Genomic DNA, 14,223 nt, shown 5'->3' with positions numbered 1-14,223 from the left:
ATTTGACCAAGCTTTCAGTTTGATCCCAGATTGATGGGACCGCGGTCGGTTTCGCGCAATATCACCAGCGTGGGGAGCAGCTGATTGATGAAACGATTCCAGCGGGTGATCGGAGCGGCATCCACAAAGATCACGTCTCGCTCCGCCAGGGCAAAGCGGTCTCCCAGCAAGAGACCGTCGGCACGGCGCAGATCAAGGTAATACACCTGGGGTCTTTCGCTGCTGCCGCGCAGCACGTACACACTACCGGCGCGGGCAGTGCTGGGGTTCAGGCCACTGGACTCGGCCAGTGCCTGAGTGAGCGTGAGGCCGGCCCGGGGCAGGGTGAGGCCGGTGGTGCGGGAGACCTCGCCCAGCACGTAGACGCGGGAGCCGCTGTTATCCGGCACATAGACCAGGTCCGACTCCTGCAGAACCAGGCTGTTGAACAGTTCCGCCAGTTCCAGGGTGGATAGCAGATCCACCTGGAAATTGCCGCCATTGCGCGATACCAGCACACGGCGCAGGTCGGCATCCTCGGTAGGACCGCCCGCCTGGTGAATGGCATCCATCACTGTCAGTGGCTGATCGGCAATGAAGACCTGCCCAGGGGTGTTCACCTCACCCATCACCCTGACCGGGCGGCCTCGGAAACTCACGATCCGCACGTCCACCTGCGGTGACTCGAACACACGGGAGAGCTTCCGGGTGATCAGCCCCTGGGCGTCCTTGGCGGACAGGCCGGCCACTTCCACGCGACCAATGAAAGGAAAAAAGATCGTGCCGTCGGCGGCGACCACATGGCGAGGTTGTTGCTCCCGCTCAATGAGCATGAGCTGCTCATGGCCCCAGGTCGTGATTTCCAGTTCATCGCGGGGGGCAATATGATAATCGCCGCGTAAGGCGTCGACCGTTGCCAGGGGGAGGTTGGAGAGAGCGGCGCGAGGGGGAGTATCGCGACGGGTCTCCGTCAGGGTCGTCGTGATGGGGATCACCTCCACCAAAAGCCCGTTGTTGGTCTCGTAGACACCATCCGGCCCCGCACTGTGTAGCAGTTGTCCCGGCGTGGGCATGGTCATTCCCGGTACCAGGGTGCAACCCGACAGCATGGTCAGCAACATGAGAGCCAAGGCAATCCTCGACCTCTGCGGATGCAGCCACTCGAACATGAGCCCGCCTCTTTGAAGGATGATTACAAGGTTGAGGATTCTATCCTTGCCGGACCATTTAGAGTTCCGGTGATGGCGGCAAAGCATCCGAAGTGGAGGTTTCTATATGTGGAGGGGGCTGCGATCCGGGCAACCCCTGGACAGGTTGCATGGGACACGTTGCCTCCAATTCGTCGACCGATTGAGTGCCAAAGGCAACAACCATCCGGGATGGTGGCTTTTGTTCCACAGCCCGCCGAGGGGGGCGGTAGAGTCATTCACATAGAGTCATTCATATAAAGCCGAAATTCAGTAAATAGGGAGATGACTTCATGGCACCGATCATTCGTACACCGACTGTTCAACGCAATCTTTCTGCTGAAGAGATCGTTCCGATGAGCGGTGCCGGCTCTGATAGCCGGCTGAAATGGGTACGGATGTGGTTGCAACGACACCGGCAGGGTGCGCTGATTGCCGGAGTGAACGGGGTGTTGCTGGCGCCCTTGCTGGCCCAGGCCACGGAGATGACGCCTGAAGGGATGGTACCGGCCTGGCGGGTGGGGGGGCTGCTGGATCTGGAGTTCCAGGATGACGGCGGGCTGCTGCTGACGCTTGAAGAAGGTCGGTCGATCCGGGTCGGGCCGGAAGCGATGACCGTCGTCGAAGATGTGCCCTATCTAAGCGAGTCCTGGCTGGCGGAGCAGGGGTTGCCGATTGCCGATAACACGTTCGAAGGGACCGTGGCGGCACCGGACCCGGTGCCCCTGAGCGAGTTACCGGGGGTGGTGGAGGTGATACCTCACCCGGATGGTTCGGTCAGAGTCCTGATGGAGGATGGAAGCGTCGTCCCCCTTGCCGCGGATACCATCACATGGGTTGAGGGAGCGCCTCATGTGGGCCAGGCTGGCCTGGAAATGCTGGGTCTGTGGCCGGCAGCGGACACCCCGTGGACCCTGCAGGATCTTGACCCCACGCATGTTGCCCTGGGGGTGATGGGGGCGGTCGCTGCCATCGCCTCCATCTCGTCCGGGTCATCCAGCACTCCCCTTGCCCCCGTGGTCCCACCGGACGCTCCAGATCCTTTGCCGCCCCTGACCGCAGACGATGACACTGCGACCATCATCAGCAGGATGGATGCCGCCGAGCCCGGCACCGTCATTGTGAATGCCACCGGGATGACACCGGCACAGCTCAATGCCATTGCCGACCGGATCGACAAGGTGGCGACTGACGGTCTTGACGGTACCCTGAACCTGAGCAGCAGTCAGTCCGCGGATCAGCTTGATGCCCTGCTGGGCGATGCCCTGGCCGATACCGCCACTGTCAATGTGGATGCCCAGGGCATGAATGCCGCCCAGCGGCGGGTCCTGGCGGACAATATCGACAGCCTCAATGGTGTGAACAACCTGTCCCTGGATGCCGGGGATTCAGTGGTTGCCATGGATCTTTTGCTGGGCAGCGATGCGGTAGCCGATGGATCAGCGACGGTCAACGCCACCGACATGGATGCTGCGCAGCTCAACCTGGTGGCCGACAACCTGGCGAAGCTGGCAATCGATGGCCTGACCGGGAAATTGTTGCTGACCCAGGCCCAGAATCCCGCACAGATGCAGTCCCTGCTGTCCCGCGTGGATGCGGCAACAGAGGTCACCGTGGATGCGGCCGGCATGGGCTTCGAGCAGCTGGAAGCCGTCGAAGCTGCATTGGTTCAGGTGGATGCGATCGTCAATCTCGGTCTGACCACAGCCAATAGCACCTCGGCCCTGATCCGGGCATTGCTGGACAGTGAAGTCGTGGCCGATGGCTCAGTCACGGTCGATGCCGAGGGCATGGGGCTTGGTCGACTGCAGGCTGTGGCGGACCACCTGGACAAGGTGGAGGCCATCAACAACCTCAGCCTGACCCAGACCAACAGCACGGTCGATCTGATCACGAACCTGCTGGGCAGTGATGTCGTGGCTGACGGTTCAGTCACCGTCAATACCACCGGCATGCCGGCCGCCAGGCTGGATGCGATTCAGACCCACTTCGCCAAAGTGGCCGACATCACCGTGGGTACCGGGCAGACCCTGAGCCTGGAGATGGAGGACTTGGCCGCCGGTGCCCGAGTGGCGGGTGCCGGTACCCTGAGCCTGAGCGGCACCCTGAGTGCCGCACAACTCACGCCGGAGGCACTGGCGGCCCTGAATGTCGAGATCGCCCGTGTGGACATCCGGGCGGCCGATCTGGCGCCGGACGTGACCATCCTGACCTTGCCCGGCGGTACCACCCTGCTGCTCACGGCAGCCCAGATGGAGCAGCTCAGTGCCGGTGAAGGCCTCATCGGCGCCGATGAGGCCACCACGGTGATCATCGACGTCACCGGACTGGATCTGCTGGCCGATCCCCCCGCCGAACTGCTCGTCAGCATGGTGCTGGGTGGCGGCGACGACCGCCTGGTGTTTGATTTTGGTGATGACGCACCGGCCGGTGCCGCTGTGGCACTGCGCACCGGCAGTCTTATCGACTTTGGTGGGGGTGACAACACCATTGAGGCCCTGGGTGGTGCCGTGTCTCTGGCCGAGGCCACGCTGACGGTGGACGAGGCCGCCGGCGGCACACTCATCCGTTTCAATATCAACTCTGCCCTGACGTTATCGGTGGAACAGTTCCAGGGCTTGTTGAGCCTGCTGGATGCCGAACAGTTCAGCAGCCTGGCCGGCGCAGGGAGCCTGCGCGTGATCGGTGAGGCGGACCCCGCCATGCCGATAGACCTGCAGGAGGCATTCGGCGATAACTTCCAGCCCGGTGGCCTGCGGCCACCCACCCTGGAATTCACGGATTTCACCCAGGGTGATGTGGATGCCGGACGGCTTGTGCTGCCCGTTGCCGGGTCCACGGTGCGCGTCCTTCTCGGCGAGGCCGCCGTGGAGGGTTTCGATCAGGAAGTGGTGTTCAGTGCCGATATCACGGTGTTCAACTGGAGCCAGTTGGAGACCCTGGTGGAGGCCATCCGTGCCCAACAGCCGGGCAGCGAGATCATCACCGGTATTGTTCTGGGCAACACGGTCACCATCCGGCAAGACCTTTCCCTGCAGGATCTGGGTAACGTCGCTACCCTGGACACGGGTGAGTACCATCTGTGGGTCAACGAGAATGTAGCGCTGGAACTGCCATTGGCCCTGGCCGATGGCGTCCGTGTGACGGGTGCGGGTACCGTCGAACTCACCGCTGCCCGGGGCGTGCTGACGGCAGACTTGTCGGAGATCACGGTGGAAAATCTCTCGCTCAACGTGGGAGAAGGTGATGCGTTTGACCTGACCGGCGCGGATCTTGGAGATACCCTGCGGCTGGGGGTGGAAGCGGGTGGCAAATTGATTGTCACGGCCGCTCAGGCCGATGGCCGTTACATGGAGGTGGACCCGGGCGGGGTCCTGGAAATCAGGGACCTGGGTGCCGAGGAGCGCGATCTCACCCAGATTCAGGCCGGGCCTGACGCCATGGTCACCGCGTATCTGGCGGATGACATGGTGACCCTGGCCCCGGGAACCCTACTGGGGGTGGCTGACGTAAGTCTGGCCCCTGGACAGACCCTTGTCCTGCGTGCCGGCCAAGCCAGCAGTCGCGACATCGTGGGAGAAGCAGGCACCGCGGTGGTGCTCTCGTCACTGGGCAGCGGACGTGTGGACCTGGACCTGAGCGGTGTCGCGGTCGAGACTTTCACGACCCAGATCACCGCCAACACCACGTTGTCTTCGGGCAGTGTGCTTGGCAGCCTGACCCTGACCGTGGCCGCCGGTCAAGCACTCAGCCTGACCGCAAGTCAGGCCGATGCACGTGAGATTCAGGGCGGTACGGTCACTGTCCGTGAGTTGTCGCAGACACCGGAGGCGGATCTGTCCGCCATGACCGGCAGCCTGCGTCTGGCCCTGGCCGACGACACCGAGGTGACCTTCACGGGCCGCCTGCCGGAGACCGGTCGGGTTCGAGTGGATGGTGACGGGAGCGTGCTGGACCTGCGCCAAGTCGACTCTCTTGGCGAGGGCGGTTTGTCCGTAGCCTCTGGAACCACTGTGGTGATCGAGTTCGCGCAGATACCCGATGCCGGTATCCTGGGTGAGGGGACCGTCCGCATCACCGGCCTGGAACGGGCGCTGGATGCGGATCTTTCCCAACTCACCACCGGGACCGTGACGGCGGAACTGGATGCCACGGACAATCCGCAGTTCAGCGGGAATCTGGGTGCTGCCTTGGTGACGGTGTCGGGCGGCGTGCTCAGTCTGGCCGCCGGTGCCGACATTGCCAATGCCAGTTTCATTATCCAGGCGGATGCCGCCCTGCTGCTTTCCGCCGAGCAAACCTTGTCGCAGTTGGAGGGCTTGCTGGGCCAGCAGACCAATCCGGATGCAACCTTGCTGGTGAATGCCCAGGGCATGAACGCCGCCCAACGGCAGGTCCTGGCGGACAATATCGGCAGCCTCGACAGCGTGAGTCATCTGTCCCTGGCCTCGACTGATACCGCCCTGACCATCACGACCCTGCTGGGCAGCGATGCGGCGGTGGATGGATCAGCGACGGTCAATGCCACCGGCATGACATCCGCACAACTCAACGCGGTAGCAGATGCCATTGCCAAGGTAGCGGCTGCCGGTCTTGGCGGCACCCTGATCCTGAGCAGCAGCCAGTCCGCGGGTCAGCTTGATGCCTTGCTGGGCGACGCCCTGGCCGATACCGCCACTGTCAATGTGGATGCCCAAGGCATGAATGCCGCCCAGCGGCAGGCCCTGGCGGACAATGTGGCCGGGGTTGACAGCCTGAGCAACCTGTCCCTGGAGGTGGCCGATTCGGTCCGGGCTATCAATGCTCTACTGGGCAGCAATGCGGTGGCGGATGGGTCGGTCAGTGTCCAGGTGGACCCCTCGGATCTGATACCCGCGCAGATCAATGCCCTGCGTCAGTTCATCGGCAAGGTTGCCCCCGTTGATCGTCCGCCCCTGGAAGCGATCCAGATCCTCACTGCCGACGATTCTGTAGCGTCGATCATCGAGGTGCTCGACCTGCGCCAGTCCGGCGAAGCCATTGTCCGTGCTGATGGCATGGATACCGCACAGCTGGGCGCCGTGACAGATCGAATCGACAAGGTGGCCGTGGGAGGACTCGTGGGCACCCTGTCAGTGACCCTGGCGTCGATTGGCCTGCTCGACATCCTGTTGGGCGACGCTCTGGCCGATGCTGCCACCGTCAACGTGAATGCCCAGGGCATGAACGCCACTCAGCGGCAGACCCTGGTGGACAATATCGACAGGTTCGACGGTTTGAGCAACCTGTCCCTGGAGGCGGCCGATACCGCCCTGACCATCACGACTCTGCTGGGCAGCGCTGCGGCAGCGGATGGATCAGCGATGGTCAACGCCACCGGCATGACATCCGCACAACTCAACGCGGTGGCGGACGCCATTGCCAAGTTAGCGCCCGCCGGCCTTGGCGGCACCCTGAACCTGAGCAGCACCCAGTCTGCGGGTCAGCTCGATGCTCTGTTGGGTAACGCCCTGGCCGATGCCGCCATCGTCAACGTGGATGCCCAGGGCATGAACGCCGCCCAGCGGCAGGTCCTGGCGGACAATATCGGCAGCCTCGACAGCGTGAGTCATCTGTCCTTGGCCTCGACTGATACCGCCCTGACCATCACGGCTTTGCTGGGCAGCGAGGCCGTGGCGGCGGGATCAGCGACGGTCAACGCCACCGGCATGACATCCGCACAACTCAACGCGGTGGCGGACGCCATTGCCAAGTTAGCGCCCGCCGGCCTTGGCGGCACCCTGAACCTGAGCAGCACCCAGTCCGCGGGTCAGCTCGATGCCCTGTTGGGCGACGCCCTGGCCGATACCGCCACCGTCAACGTGAATGCCCAGGGCATGAACGCCGCCCAGCGGCAGGTCCTGGCGGACAATATCGGCAGCCTCGACAGCGTGAGTCATCTGTCCCTGGCCTCGACTGATACCGCCCTGACCATCACGGCTCTGCTGGGCAGCGATGCGGTGGACCCCCGTTCCGTCGCCGTGGACACCACTGGCCTGGCGGACGATCAGCTGGCTGCACTGCGGACATATCTGGACAAGATCGACCTGAATCTGGTGACCGGTACCCAGCCATTGGTGCAAGTGATCAACGAGACCCAGAACACCGGATTCATGGACCTTGGCGAAGCCATTGCATCCGCCGAGGCCGGTGACGTGTTGCGACTGGCGTCGGGTGAATACATCGGCGACATTCGCATCGATAAGCCGCTCACCCTGATCGGACCCAACCAGACGCCGATTCCCCGTGATGAGGAGGGCAAACCGTTACCGGACCTGCAGGATGATGTCCGTGAGCACCCGGAAGCCTGGATCAACGGCAAGATCACCATTGCAGCCCCGGATGTGACCCTGGACGGCCTGCGGCTGCACCACGCCAACGGCCCGCTCACCTGGGATACCGGCATCCTGAGTGGCGACGGTCTGGACAACTTCACCCTGAGCAATAGCTACGTCACCGGTTATGTGGGCGACAAGGCACCCAGCTTCATGGGCGGTAGCTACGATGGCCCCCCGGTAGCCACCGGCTGGACCCTATCCGGGAACCTCTTCGGGGGGGTAGTGGGAGGCGTCGGCGGCGCCCTCTATCTGGGCGGCCTGGAAGCATCCAGCATCACCGACAACGTCTTCTGGCGACCGGCGGCAGGGCATTTGTACCTGTCTTCCCTGCAGGATGTGGAAATCAGCGGGAACGCCTTCTACCACGGCCTCCACGCGGGCGGCGCCAACTTCGACGGCTTGGCGGAATTCTTCGAGGAAGGTAGCGGCTATGGCTATGCGCGGCCGCCGGGCTACGGCACACCCAACGGTTACGGCGGTGAAGACGACGACGTACTCTTCTTCGGGCGCAACTTCTGGATGGAGTTCAAGGGCCAGAACGACGATGTGCGCATCATCGACAACCAAGGCGCCTACAACAGCGGCGGCCTCCAGCTCTTCGGAGAAGGCGAGACGCCGTACCGCTTCGACAACTTCCTGATTCAGGGCAACGAGTTCGTGGATTTTGTCAACGCCGATCCGATGGGCATCCTTGGGGCCGGTCGCGCCCAGTCGGGTTTCAACGGCGTCATTGTGGTCTCCCTCAACGAGGGTCACAGCGCCGAAAACCTGGTGATTATTGACAACATCATCGATGTGGCCGTCGACCAGATCTACTCCATTCGTGACATCGTTTCCCTGGTGGAGATACGCGGCCACCTGGAGGGGCTGACGCTGCAGGAAAACAAGCTCTACTGGTCTGAGTCCACCAGTTGGGTACAACAGGGGCTGGCAGAACTGGGCGCCCCGGCAAGCACCTACGAGGGTGTGATCCAGGGTGTGGCCCTGTCCGGCGGCCTGCAGGGCACAGTATCGTTCATCGATAACGAGTTCGTCACCGAGTGGGTGGACAGCACCGGTACCATCCAGCAACTGGGACTGGATATCCGTCGCGAGCTTATCGACGGCTACGGCGAGTTCCAGGCCGTGGTGACGGTGCCGGCCGGCAATAACTTCACGGGCTGGGACGCGGATGTGGTCATTCGGGGCTTCCTGGAGGGCCAGCTGGATCTCACGCTGGGTGCAGACATCGGGCTGGTGGAAGTACCACCGATCATGATGTCCATGATCTCAATGATGTCCATGAGCACCGATTCCGACGCGGCACAGGGTGGCACCTTCATGGCCTTTTTGGACTCGGAACTCCAGACCGAGGACGCCGGCCAGCTCTGGATACAGGGTGATGACGGCCAAGCCTATCTGCTGGATCTTTCCGGCGGTGACACGACCCAGGCGGGATCTTTCGATACTCAGCCCATCTGTCTGGAGGGCCCCTGCCTCTGGCATGATGTTCCAACGCAACCCGAGGTACTGTGATGCCCAACTCCCTGGTGAAAAAACCGCAACCCTCCCTGCACCCGGGCGTCACGCGGCCCGGATGCAGACTGGGACTGATCGGCCTGCTGGTCATCCTGCCGGTGGTGCCTGTCTGGGGCGGCCAGGTCCCCGTCGTTCCCCCGGAGGCCATCATCGTGGTGCCCGTCCCGCCCCCGCCCCCGCCCGCGGTAGCACCCCCATCGGTGGTAGCACCCCCATCGGTGGTAGGGCCTCCGCCGGTGGTAGGGCCTCCGCCGGGGACCGAGTTATCACCGCCGGTGATAACTCCCGATACCGGAGGCGGAAGGGCAGGGGATGGGCCTGCGCGTGCCGCCGACATGCCCGTGTTACCGCCGGCCGTGCTTGATTTTCCGGTATCCCAGCTCACGCCCCAGGGTCTCAGCCAGGCCTCGACTCTGGTGGAACAGGCACTGGAACAGCCACATCACAGCCCGGAAGTGCGCGAATCCCTGCAGCGACTTCTCAACGACATCAAGCAGGCGCAGTCGAGGTAAACCCGACTGCGTCGGATACCAGATGCATGGCTAAAACACGTTGCCGAACACAAACCCCACCGCCAGGATGTAGCGTTGCCCCTCACCTAGGCGGTCGGTGACATCTCCCACGGCCAGGGTGACCTGTAGGTTCAGATCACGTTCCAGATAGGTCACTCCGGTGATCCACTCGTCACCGACCCACGAGGCCGAGGCGGAAAAACGTGACGTCAGCCCCACCCCGGCACCGAAAAAACCATCCTCATCGCGACCCAGGCCGCTGATTGCCGTGCCGTACCCCGCAGTCAGCATCACCGGCATCGGGCGCCCTCCGGAGGTGGACAGATCCAGCAGGGTGCTTGCCGACACATAGCGATTCTGATCCGCCTCCCGGGCATCGCCCCAGCGCATCAGGTTGCCCACCCCCAGCGCCACCGACGACACCCCACCCGCTGTCAGGCCCGGGAGCTGACGGTGCAGCTTCAGATTCAAGTTGCCGTCCTCACCCAGTTGGGAAGGCGTGGTGCTAATGATGCCCAGCGTGACATCCAGACCCACCCACTGCCGGGCATCACCCAGCCCCAGGCCCACGCCGGCAGACCCGTCGTAATCCCGGGCGGCGGAGCGCTCGCGACGATCCGTCAGCACTCCGGCGGCAAAGACCGTCCCGTGAGGCATGCCGAACCCGGAGGTCACGCCAAACTGCCCCGCCTGCGGCGGCGGCGGTGGGGGAGGCGCCGCCAGCAATCGTAGGGAGTCCAGAAACTGCGCCTCGGTCAGCTCGGTACCGGCTGCCGCCACCGGGGCGGCGCACAGCGCTGAGCACATCAGTGGCAGGGTCACTAGGGCAGAGGATTTCAGGCGATCACGACAGATACCACGGTGGATGGTCAGCGCTTTCATCAGGCACAAAACTCCAATCGGTTTTAGCCATCATGGTCCACCCTGGGTCGCTCCCCGAGATAGTGAATTTGAGTCCGCCATGGAAGTAAAAATCAACCAATATGGATGATGTTGCCGTCATCGGGTGAGAAGTAGCCGCTATCCTGGATTCAATGTTCGTGTAGGAACAATGCATGCCGTTATGCTGAATCACTGGTATCTGGTCTACTGCAAACCCAGGCAGGAAGCCCTGGCCGCATCGAGACTGCGGGCGCAGGATTACCGGATCTACCTGCCGCGACTCAAGCGTCGCGTTCGTCGCGCGGGGCGGATTCGTGAGCTGGAAGAGGCCCTGTTTCCCCGTTACCTGTTCGCCGCCCCAAGCCACGAGGACCAGAGCATTGCACCCATCCGTTCCACCGTGGGCGTCACCAGCCTGGTCCGTTTCGGCGAGCAATACCCGTACATCGATGCCGGCATCATCAGCCTTTTGCGGGGCAGGGAAGACCCGGCCACCGGCTGTCATCACCTGCCGGCGGATCTCCCCCAACCCGGCCAGCGGGTGGTCATCACCCAAGGCCCGCTGGAAGGTCTGGAAGGCATCTTCGAAACCCTTTCCGGAGAAACCCGCGTCTTCATCCTCCTGGACTGGCTAGGCAAACAGACCCGCGCCCGCATCAACCTGGAAGACATCCGAAGGATTGCCTGACCCGCCCAGCCCGGCCTTACACCCTGGAAAGCCACTCCCCGACGCCCTGCCGGATTTCCTCGTGGACCCGCTGATACACCGACTCCGACCGCCGATAAGGATCCTCGATCACCCGCTCCGACCAATGCCCCAGCAAAAAGACCTTGCCGCGGGCGGAAGGGGACAGCTCCAGCAGATACTGACGATGCACCGGCTCCATCACCAGAATCAGATCCGCCCGGCGGACATGATCCTCGGTCACCTGCACCGCCCTGTGCTCCTCCAGAGATAACCCCTGATCCGCCGCCAGCCGCCGGGTGATCTCATCCGCCGGATGACCCACCAGCGCCCCGATCCCCGCCGACTCGACACGGACATCCCGCCCCGCCGTCTCCAACTGTTGCCTAAGACAGGCTTCGGCAAACGGGCTTCGACAGATATTACCGGTACAGAGGATCAGCAAGTGTTTGAACATGGGGCCAGCGAAGGTCTGATTCAGAGGGTGAGACAGTGTTTTAACATGTCGAACGAAAACGTGTGCGGCAGAGGCCGGCACACAAGGATGGCACTGGCGGCTCAATGGTCATGGGTGATGCCGGGGGCAGGGACGATACCGTCGTAGCCGCTCATTTCCACAAAACCCATGCCTTCCAGGGCACCGCTGACTCGCACCCCGCCTTCCCAGTAGAGCATGAAGATGCTCTCCCGACCGTCGAACTCACTGTTCTCACGCAAGGGTTCGATCTGCAATCGACCCTCCGGCAGTTCGATCTCCCAGGCCGCGGGATAACGCAGACCCGACTGCGGGCTGGTCCATTCCCCAAGGCTGCGAACCCGGATATCTCCGGATGAAATCGTTTCCGAAAGTCCCTGGCGGGAACGGGTACCCAGGGTCGTCAGCGGGCTGCCGTGCTGATCGTAGAGTTCGTAAATCATCAGCTCCGTGCCGTCCTCCAGATGCAGGGCAAACCAGTTCCAGCCCAGCCTGGTGGCTTCGAAATCCCCCCACTGGTGGTCGAACCAGACCTCTCCGGTCACCGGGACCGGGGCGTCCCGGCCTACCCGGACCTGCCCCCGGGCCCGCATGCGCGGTCGTGAGTAGTAATAGCTGATGCCCGCGTCCCCGAAGTCCAGCAGGCCCGGGGTGGCCGAGCCGTGAGCTTTGTGCAAGACTGGCGGCCAGGGGTCCGTCAGGGCCAGGGTCAGATGGAATGCGTCCTCGTTCATGATGACCACATGGTCGTCACCAAACCCCGATACCCGCCAGTCCGCATAACGGAAATCGAAACCTTCGGCGTTGACCGGGGATGGGATACCGGCGGTACGGTGCTGAGCGGTATGGCGGCGATCGTTGTCATGATCGGTGAATGAGCCATGGAAGACGGTATGTCGCACGATGCCGTCGCGCAGGAAGACGGTGACATGGAAGCTGTAATGCTCGCCCTGTTCGCCGAACAGGTGGCCGCTGTAGTACCACCATTCGGTGGCGCTGACATGGGGGGCTTCATCTCGGGGGAGCACGAGCGGCGGCAGGGCCGAAGTGCGTTCCCGTGCCGGCGGCATGGGGGTTTCGTGGTGATGCCGTGCCTGACCATCCGGGCCTGGAACCAGAAGTACCCAGTACAGCAGGATAACCGTGGCGATCAGGGTCAGGGCAATGAAGGGACCGAGGAATCGCCGCCAGAGGGGGAGGCGTTTTTTGGAATGTCGGGAACGCCCGCTGCGTCGGGGTGTGGTTTGACCTTCCTGAGTCATCCGCTTGATTTCCTCTCGGCCGTGGGAGCGGGCCTTCTCAGGTCCGCTCCCACAGGGGCAGGATTGCCCACAGAGTCAGAACTCCCGCACGGTCGGGACTGCCCTCGGAGTCAGGAACTGCTCCCAAAGGCTGGACTGCTCCTACACGCGCCGCCGCCGCATCCCCGCAGCCGCCAGACCGGCCATACCCAGACCAAACAGGGCCAGACTGCCGGGCTCGGGCACGAACTTGATCTCTGCATTGGTTAGCGAAAATCCACCGGCGATGATGCCGGTGTAGGGGGGGACCATAGCATTAAGAGGAGGTGAGAGGGCGTCAACAATCGATTCCCTCAAATACGCACCAGCAAGATCAAGCAGGCGCTCAAACCCCATCCAGTCCGCAAATGTCTCGGAAATCTCCAGGTTCACAGAGTTGCCGTTGTAGGTGTAATCAACCGTCACGACCCCTGATCCCTGTGTATTGACCAGCATGGTCCCGATGCTATTGTTGATCGCGGTAATGAAGGCATTGCTTGTGAAACCATCATAAACAATATCGAAAGAGCCGAATCCGGTTTGGGTTGACAGTGGACCAAATGACAGCGGAATAATCTCCATGCCGCTCAATCCTGGATCCGGAATCCCGAGCATGCCCTTGAAGATATTCATGAAGCCGGCAGAGGTGACCGAAAAGATTGGAGCTGTTTGCGGTAATGGAAGTGGCGCATACAAATCCAGTTCCCCCTTCACATACACCCCCTTCAGCTGGGTCTCCGGCAGGGCAACAAAATTGACATCCCCGACAAGATTCGTTGCCGTGATAGTGAACGCTCCATCACTATCATTCAGTCCTGAAATCAACAAGTTCCCAGTCAAACTATCCGTCACCGGGATCCAGCCCGCGGAAACCGGTGCCGCGACCGCCAGAGCGGTGGTCATGCATGCCGCAGTCAGTAGCTTTTTCATGCGTTCTTCCTTTCCTTGTCCTTGATTCGTGAGTGCAAAGCTCATGTACAGCCGTGCGGTCAGCAAAATTTGTACCATTCCATCATTCATTTTGAAAATAAAGGAATTTTCCCGTCGCTGCTCGATAGGGAAAGACTTTAAAAAAAGTAGGTGTAAAAAAGGTCGACATGTCTTGGGGCGAATCCGTGCCCAATGATGGATTCCCGCGTTCGCGGGAATAACACCGTCACTCCCGCGAAAGCGGGAGTCCAGGGGTTTATCCCGGAGCTGATGGATTCCCGCGTTCGCGGGCATGACGATGCAGGAGGGCGACGACTCATCAACCATGCACTGATGCTCGTAAACCTTTGTATAGATAAATACCCACACAAATAATGTCAGAATATTTTACAAATACCAGCGGCCCCACCGATTGACTG

General features: G+C 62.1%; 8 protein-coding genes. 3 read left to right on the top strand and 5 right to left on the bottom strand.

The genetic code is table 11. From position 1 onward, the window contains the following. Positions 1 to 14: 14 nt before the first annotated feature. The gene (locus LQD11_RS14590; protein ID WP_238618203.1) at positions 15 to 1,100 is read right to left on the bottom strand and encodes a polysaccharide biosynthesis/export family protein; all 1,086 of its coding nucleotides are present in this window, start codon (positions 1,098 to 1,100) and stop codon (positions 15 to 17) included. Positions 1,101 to 1,564: 464 nt separating this feature from the next. On the opposite strand from LQD11_RS14590, the gene LQD11_RS14585 reads away from it, so the two are divergent. Both LQD11_RS14585 and LQD11_RS14580 read left to right on the top strand, forming a co-directional pair. After that, positions 1,565 to 9,037, top strand: a complete 7,473-nt coding sequence (locus LQD11_RS14585; protein WP_238618202.1) for a hypothetical protein — start codon at positions 1,565 to 1,567, stop codon at positions 9,035 to 9,037. Between the two features lie 338 nt (positions 9,038 to 9,375). Next, positions 9,376 to 9,552, top strand: a complete 177-nt coding sequence (locus tag LQD11_RS14580) for a hypothetical protein (RefSeq protein ID WP_238618201.1) — start codon at positions 9,376 to 9,378, stop codon at positions 9,550 to 9,552. Positions 9,553 to 9,582: 30 nt separating this feature from the next. Here the strand turns inward: LQD11_RS14580 and LQD11_RS14575 are convergent, their stop codons facing one another. Then, the gene (locus LQD11_RS14575) at positions 9,583 to 10,434 is read right to left on the bottom strand and encodes a hypothetical protein (protein WP_238618200.1); all 852 of its coding nucleotides are present in this window, start codon (positions 10,432 to 10,434) and stop codon (positions 9,583 to 9,585) included. A 181-nt stretch (positions 10,435 to 10,615) separates the two neighbouring features. Here LQD11_RS14575 and rfaH point away from each other — a divergent pair, with 181 nt between their 5' ends. Continuing rightward, positions 10,616 to 11,122 carry a transcription/translation regulatory transformer protein RfaH gene (gene rfaH, locus LQD11_RS14570; protein WP_238618199.1) on the top strand — a complete coding sequence of 169 codons (507 nt, stop codon included), beginning with the start codon at positions 10,616 to 10,618 and terminating at the stop codon, positions 11,120 to 11,122. 16 nt (positions 11,123 to 11,138) lie between these two features. On the opposite strand, the gene LQD11_RS14565 is transcribed toward rfaH, so the two are convergent. The 3 genes from LQD11_RS14565 to LQD11_RS14555 all read right to left on the bottom strand — a co-directional run bounded on the left by LQD11_RS14565 (position 11,139) and on the right by LQD11_RS14555 (position 14,131). After that, on the bottom strand, positions 11,139 to 11,576 hold the full coding sequence (locus tag LQD11_RS14565; RefSeq protein ID WP_238618198.1) for a low molecular weight protein-tyrosine-phosphatase: 438 nt from the start codon (positions 11,574 to 11,576) through the stop codon (positions 11,139 to 11,141). Positions 11,577 to 11,677: 101 nt separating this feature from the next. Continuing rightward, positions 11,678 to 12,856, bottom strand: coding sequence for a lipocalin family protein (locus LQD11_RS14560; protein ID WP_238618197.1), 1,179 nt, complete (start codon positions 12,854 to 12,856; stop codon positions 11,678 to 11,680). Between the two features lie 141 nt (positions 12,857 to 12,997). Continuing rightward, the gene (locus LQD11_RS14555) at positions 12,998 to 14,131 is read right to left on the bottom strand and encodes a PEP-CTERM sorting domain-containing protein (RefSeq protein ID WP_238618196.1); all 1,134 of its coding nucleotides are present in this window, start codon (positions 14,129 to 14,131) and stop codon (positions 12,998 to 13,000) included. Positions 14,132 to 14,223: the final 92 nt, after the last annotated feature.

Origin of the sequence: Ectothiorhodospira shaposhnikovii, from assembly GCF_022227765.1 — a bacterium.
In the GTDB taxonomy this organism is placed as follows: Bacteria; Pseudomonadota; Gammaproteobacteria; order Ectothiorhodospirales; family Ectothiorhodospiraceae; genus Ectothiorhodospira.
This window is presented reverse-complemented; position numbering and strand designations above follow the sequence as displayed.

Bases quoted from the DNA above. Each gene is read 5' to 3' on its own strand.
- LQD11_RS14590 (WP_238618203.1), bottom strand. From the start codon at position 1,100: ATGTTGCTGACCATGCTGTCGGGTTGCACCCTGGTACCGGGAATGACC.
- LQD11_RS14585 (WP_238618202.1), top strand. From the start codon at position 1,565: ATGTGGTTGCAACGACACCGGCAGGGTGCGCTGATTGCCGGAGTGAAC.
- LQD11_RS14580 (WP_238618201.1), top strand. From the start codon at position 9,376: ATGCCCGTGTTACCGCCGGCCGTGCTTGATTTTCCGGTATCCCAGCTC.
- LQD11_RS14575 (WP_238618200.1), bottom strand. From the start codon at position 10,434: ATGAAAGCGCTGACCATCCACCGTGGTATCTGTCGTGATCGCCTGAAA.
- rfaH (WP_238618199.1), top strand. From the start codon at position 10,616: ATGCTGAATCACTGGTATCTGGTCTACTGCAAACCCAGGCAGGAAGCC.
- LQD11_RS14565 (WP_238618198.1), bottom strand. From the start codon at position 11,576: ATGTTCAAACACTTGCTGATCCTCTGTACCGGTAATATCTGTCGAAGC.
- LQD11_RS14560 (WP_238618197.1), bottom strand. From the start codon at position 12,856: ATGACTCAGGAAGGTCAAACCACACCCCGACGCAGCGGGCGTTCCCGA.
- LQD11_RS14555 (WP_238618196.1), bottom strand. From the start codon at position 14,131: ATGGTTGATGAGTCGTCGCCCTCCTGCATCGTCATGCCCGCGAACGCG.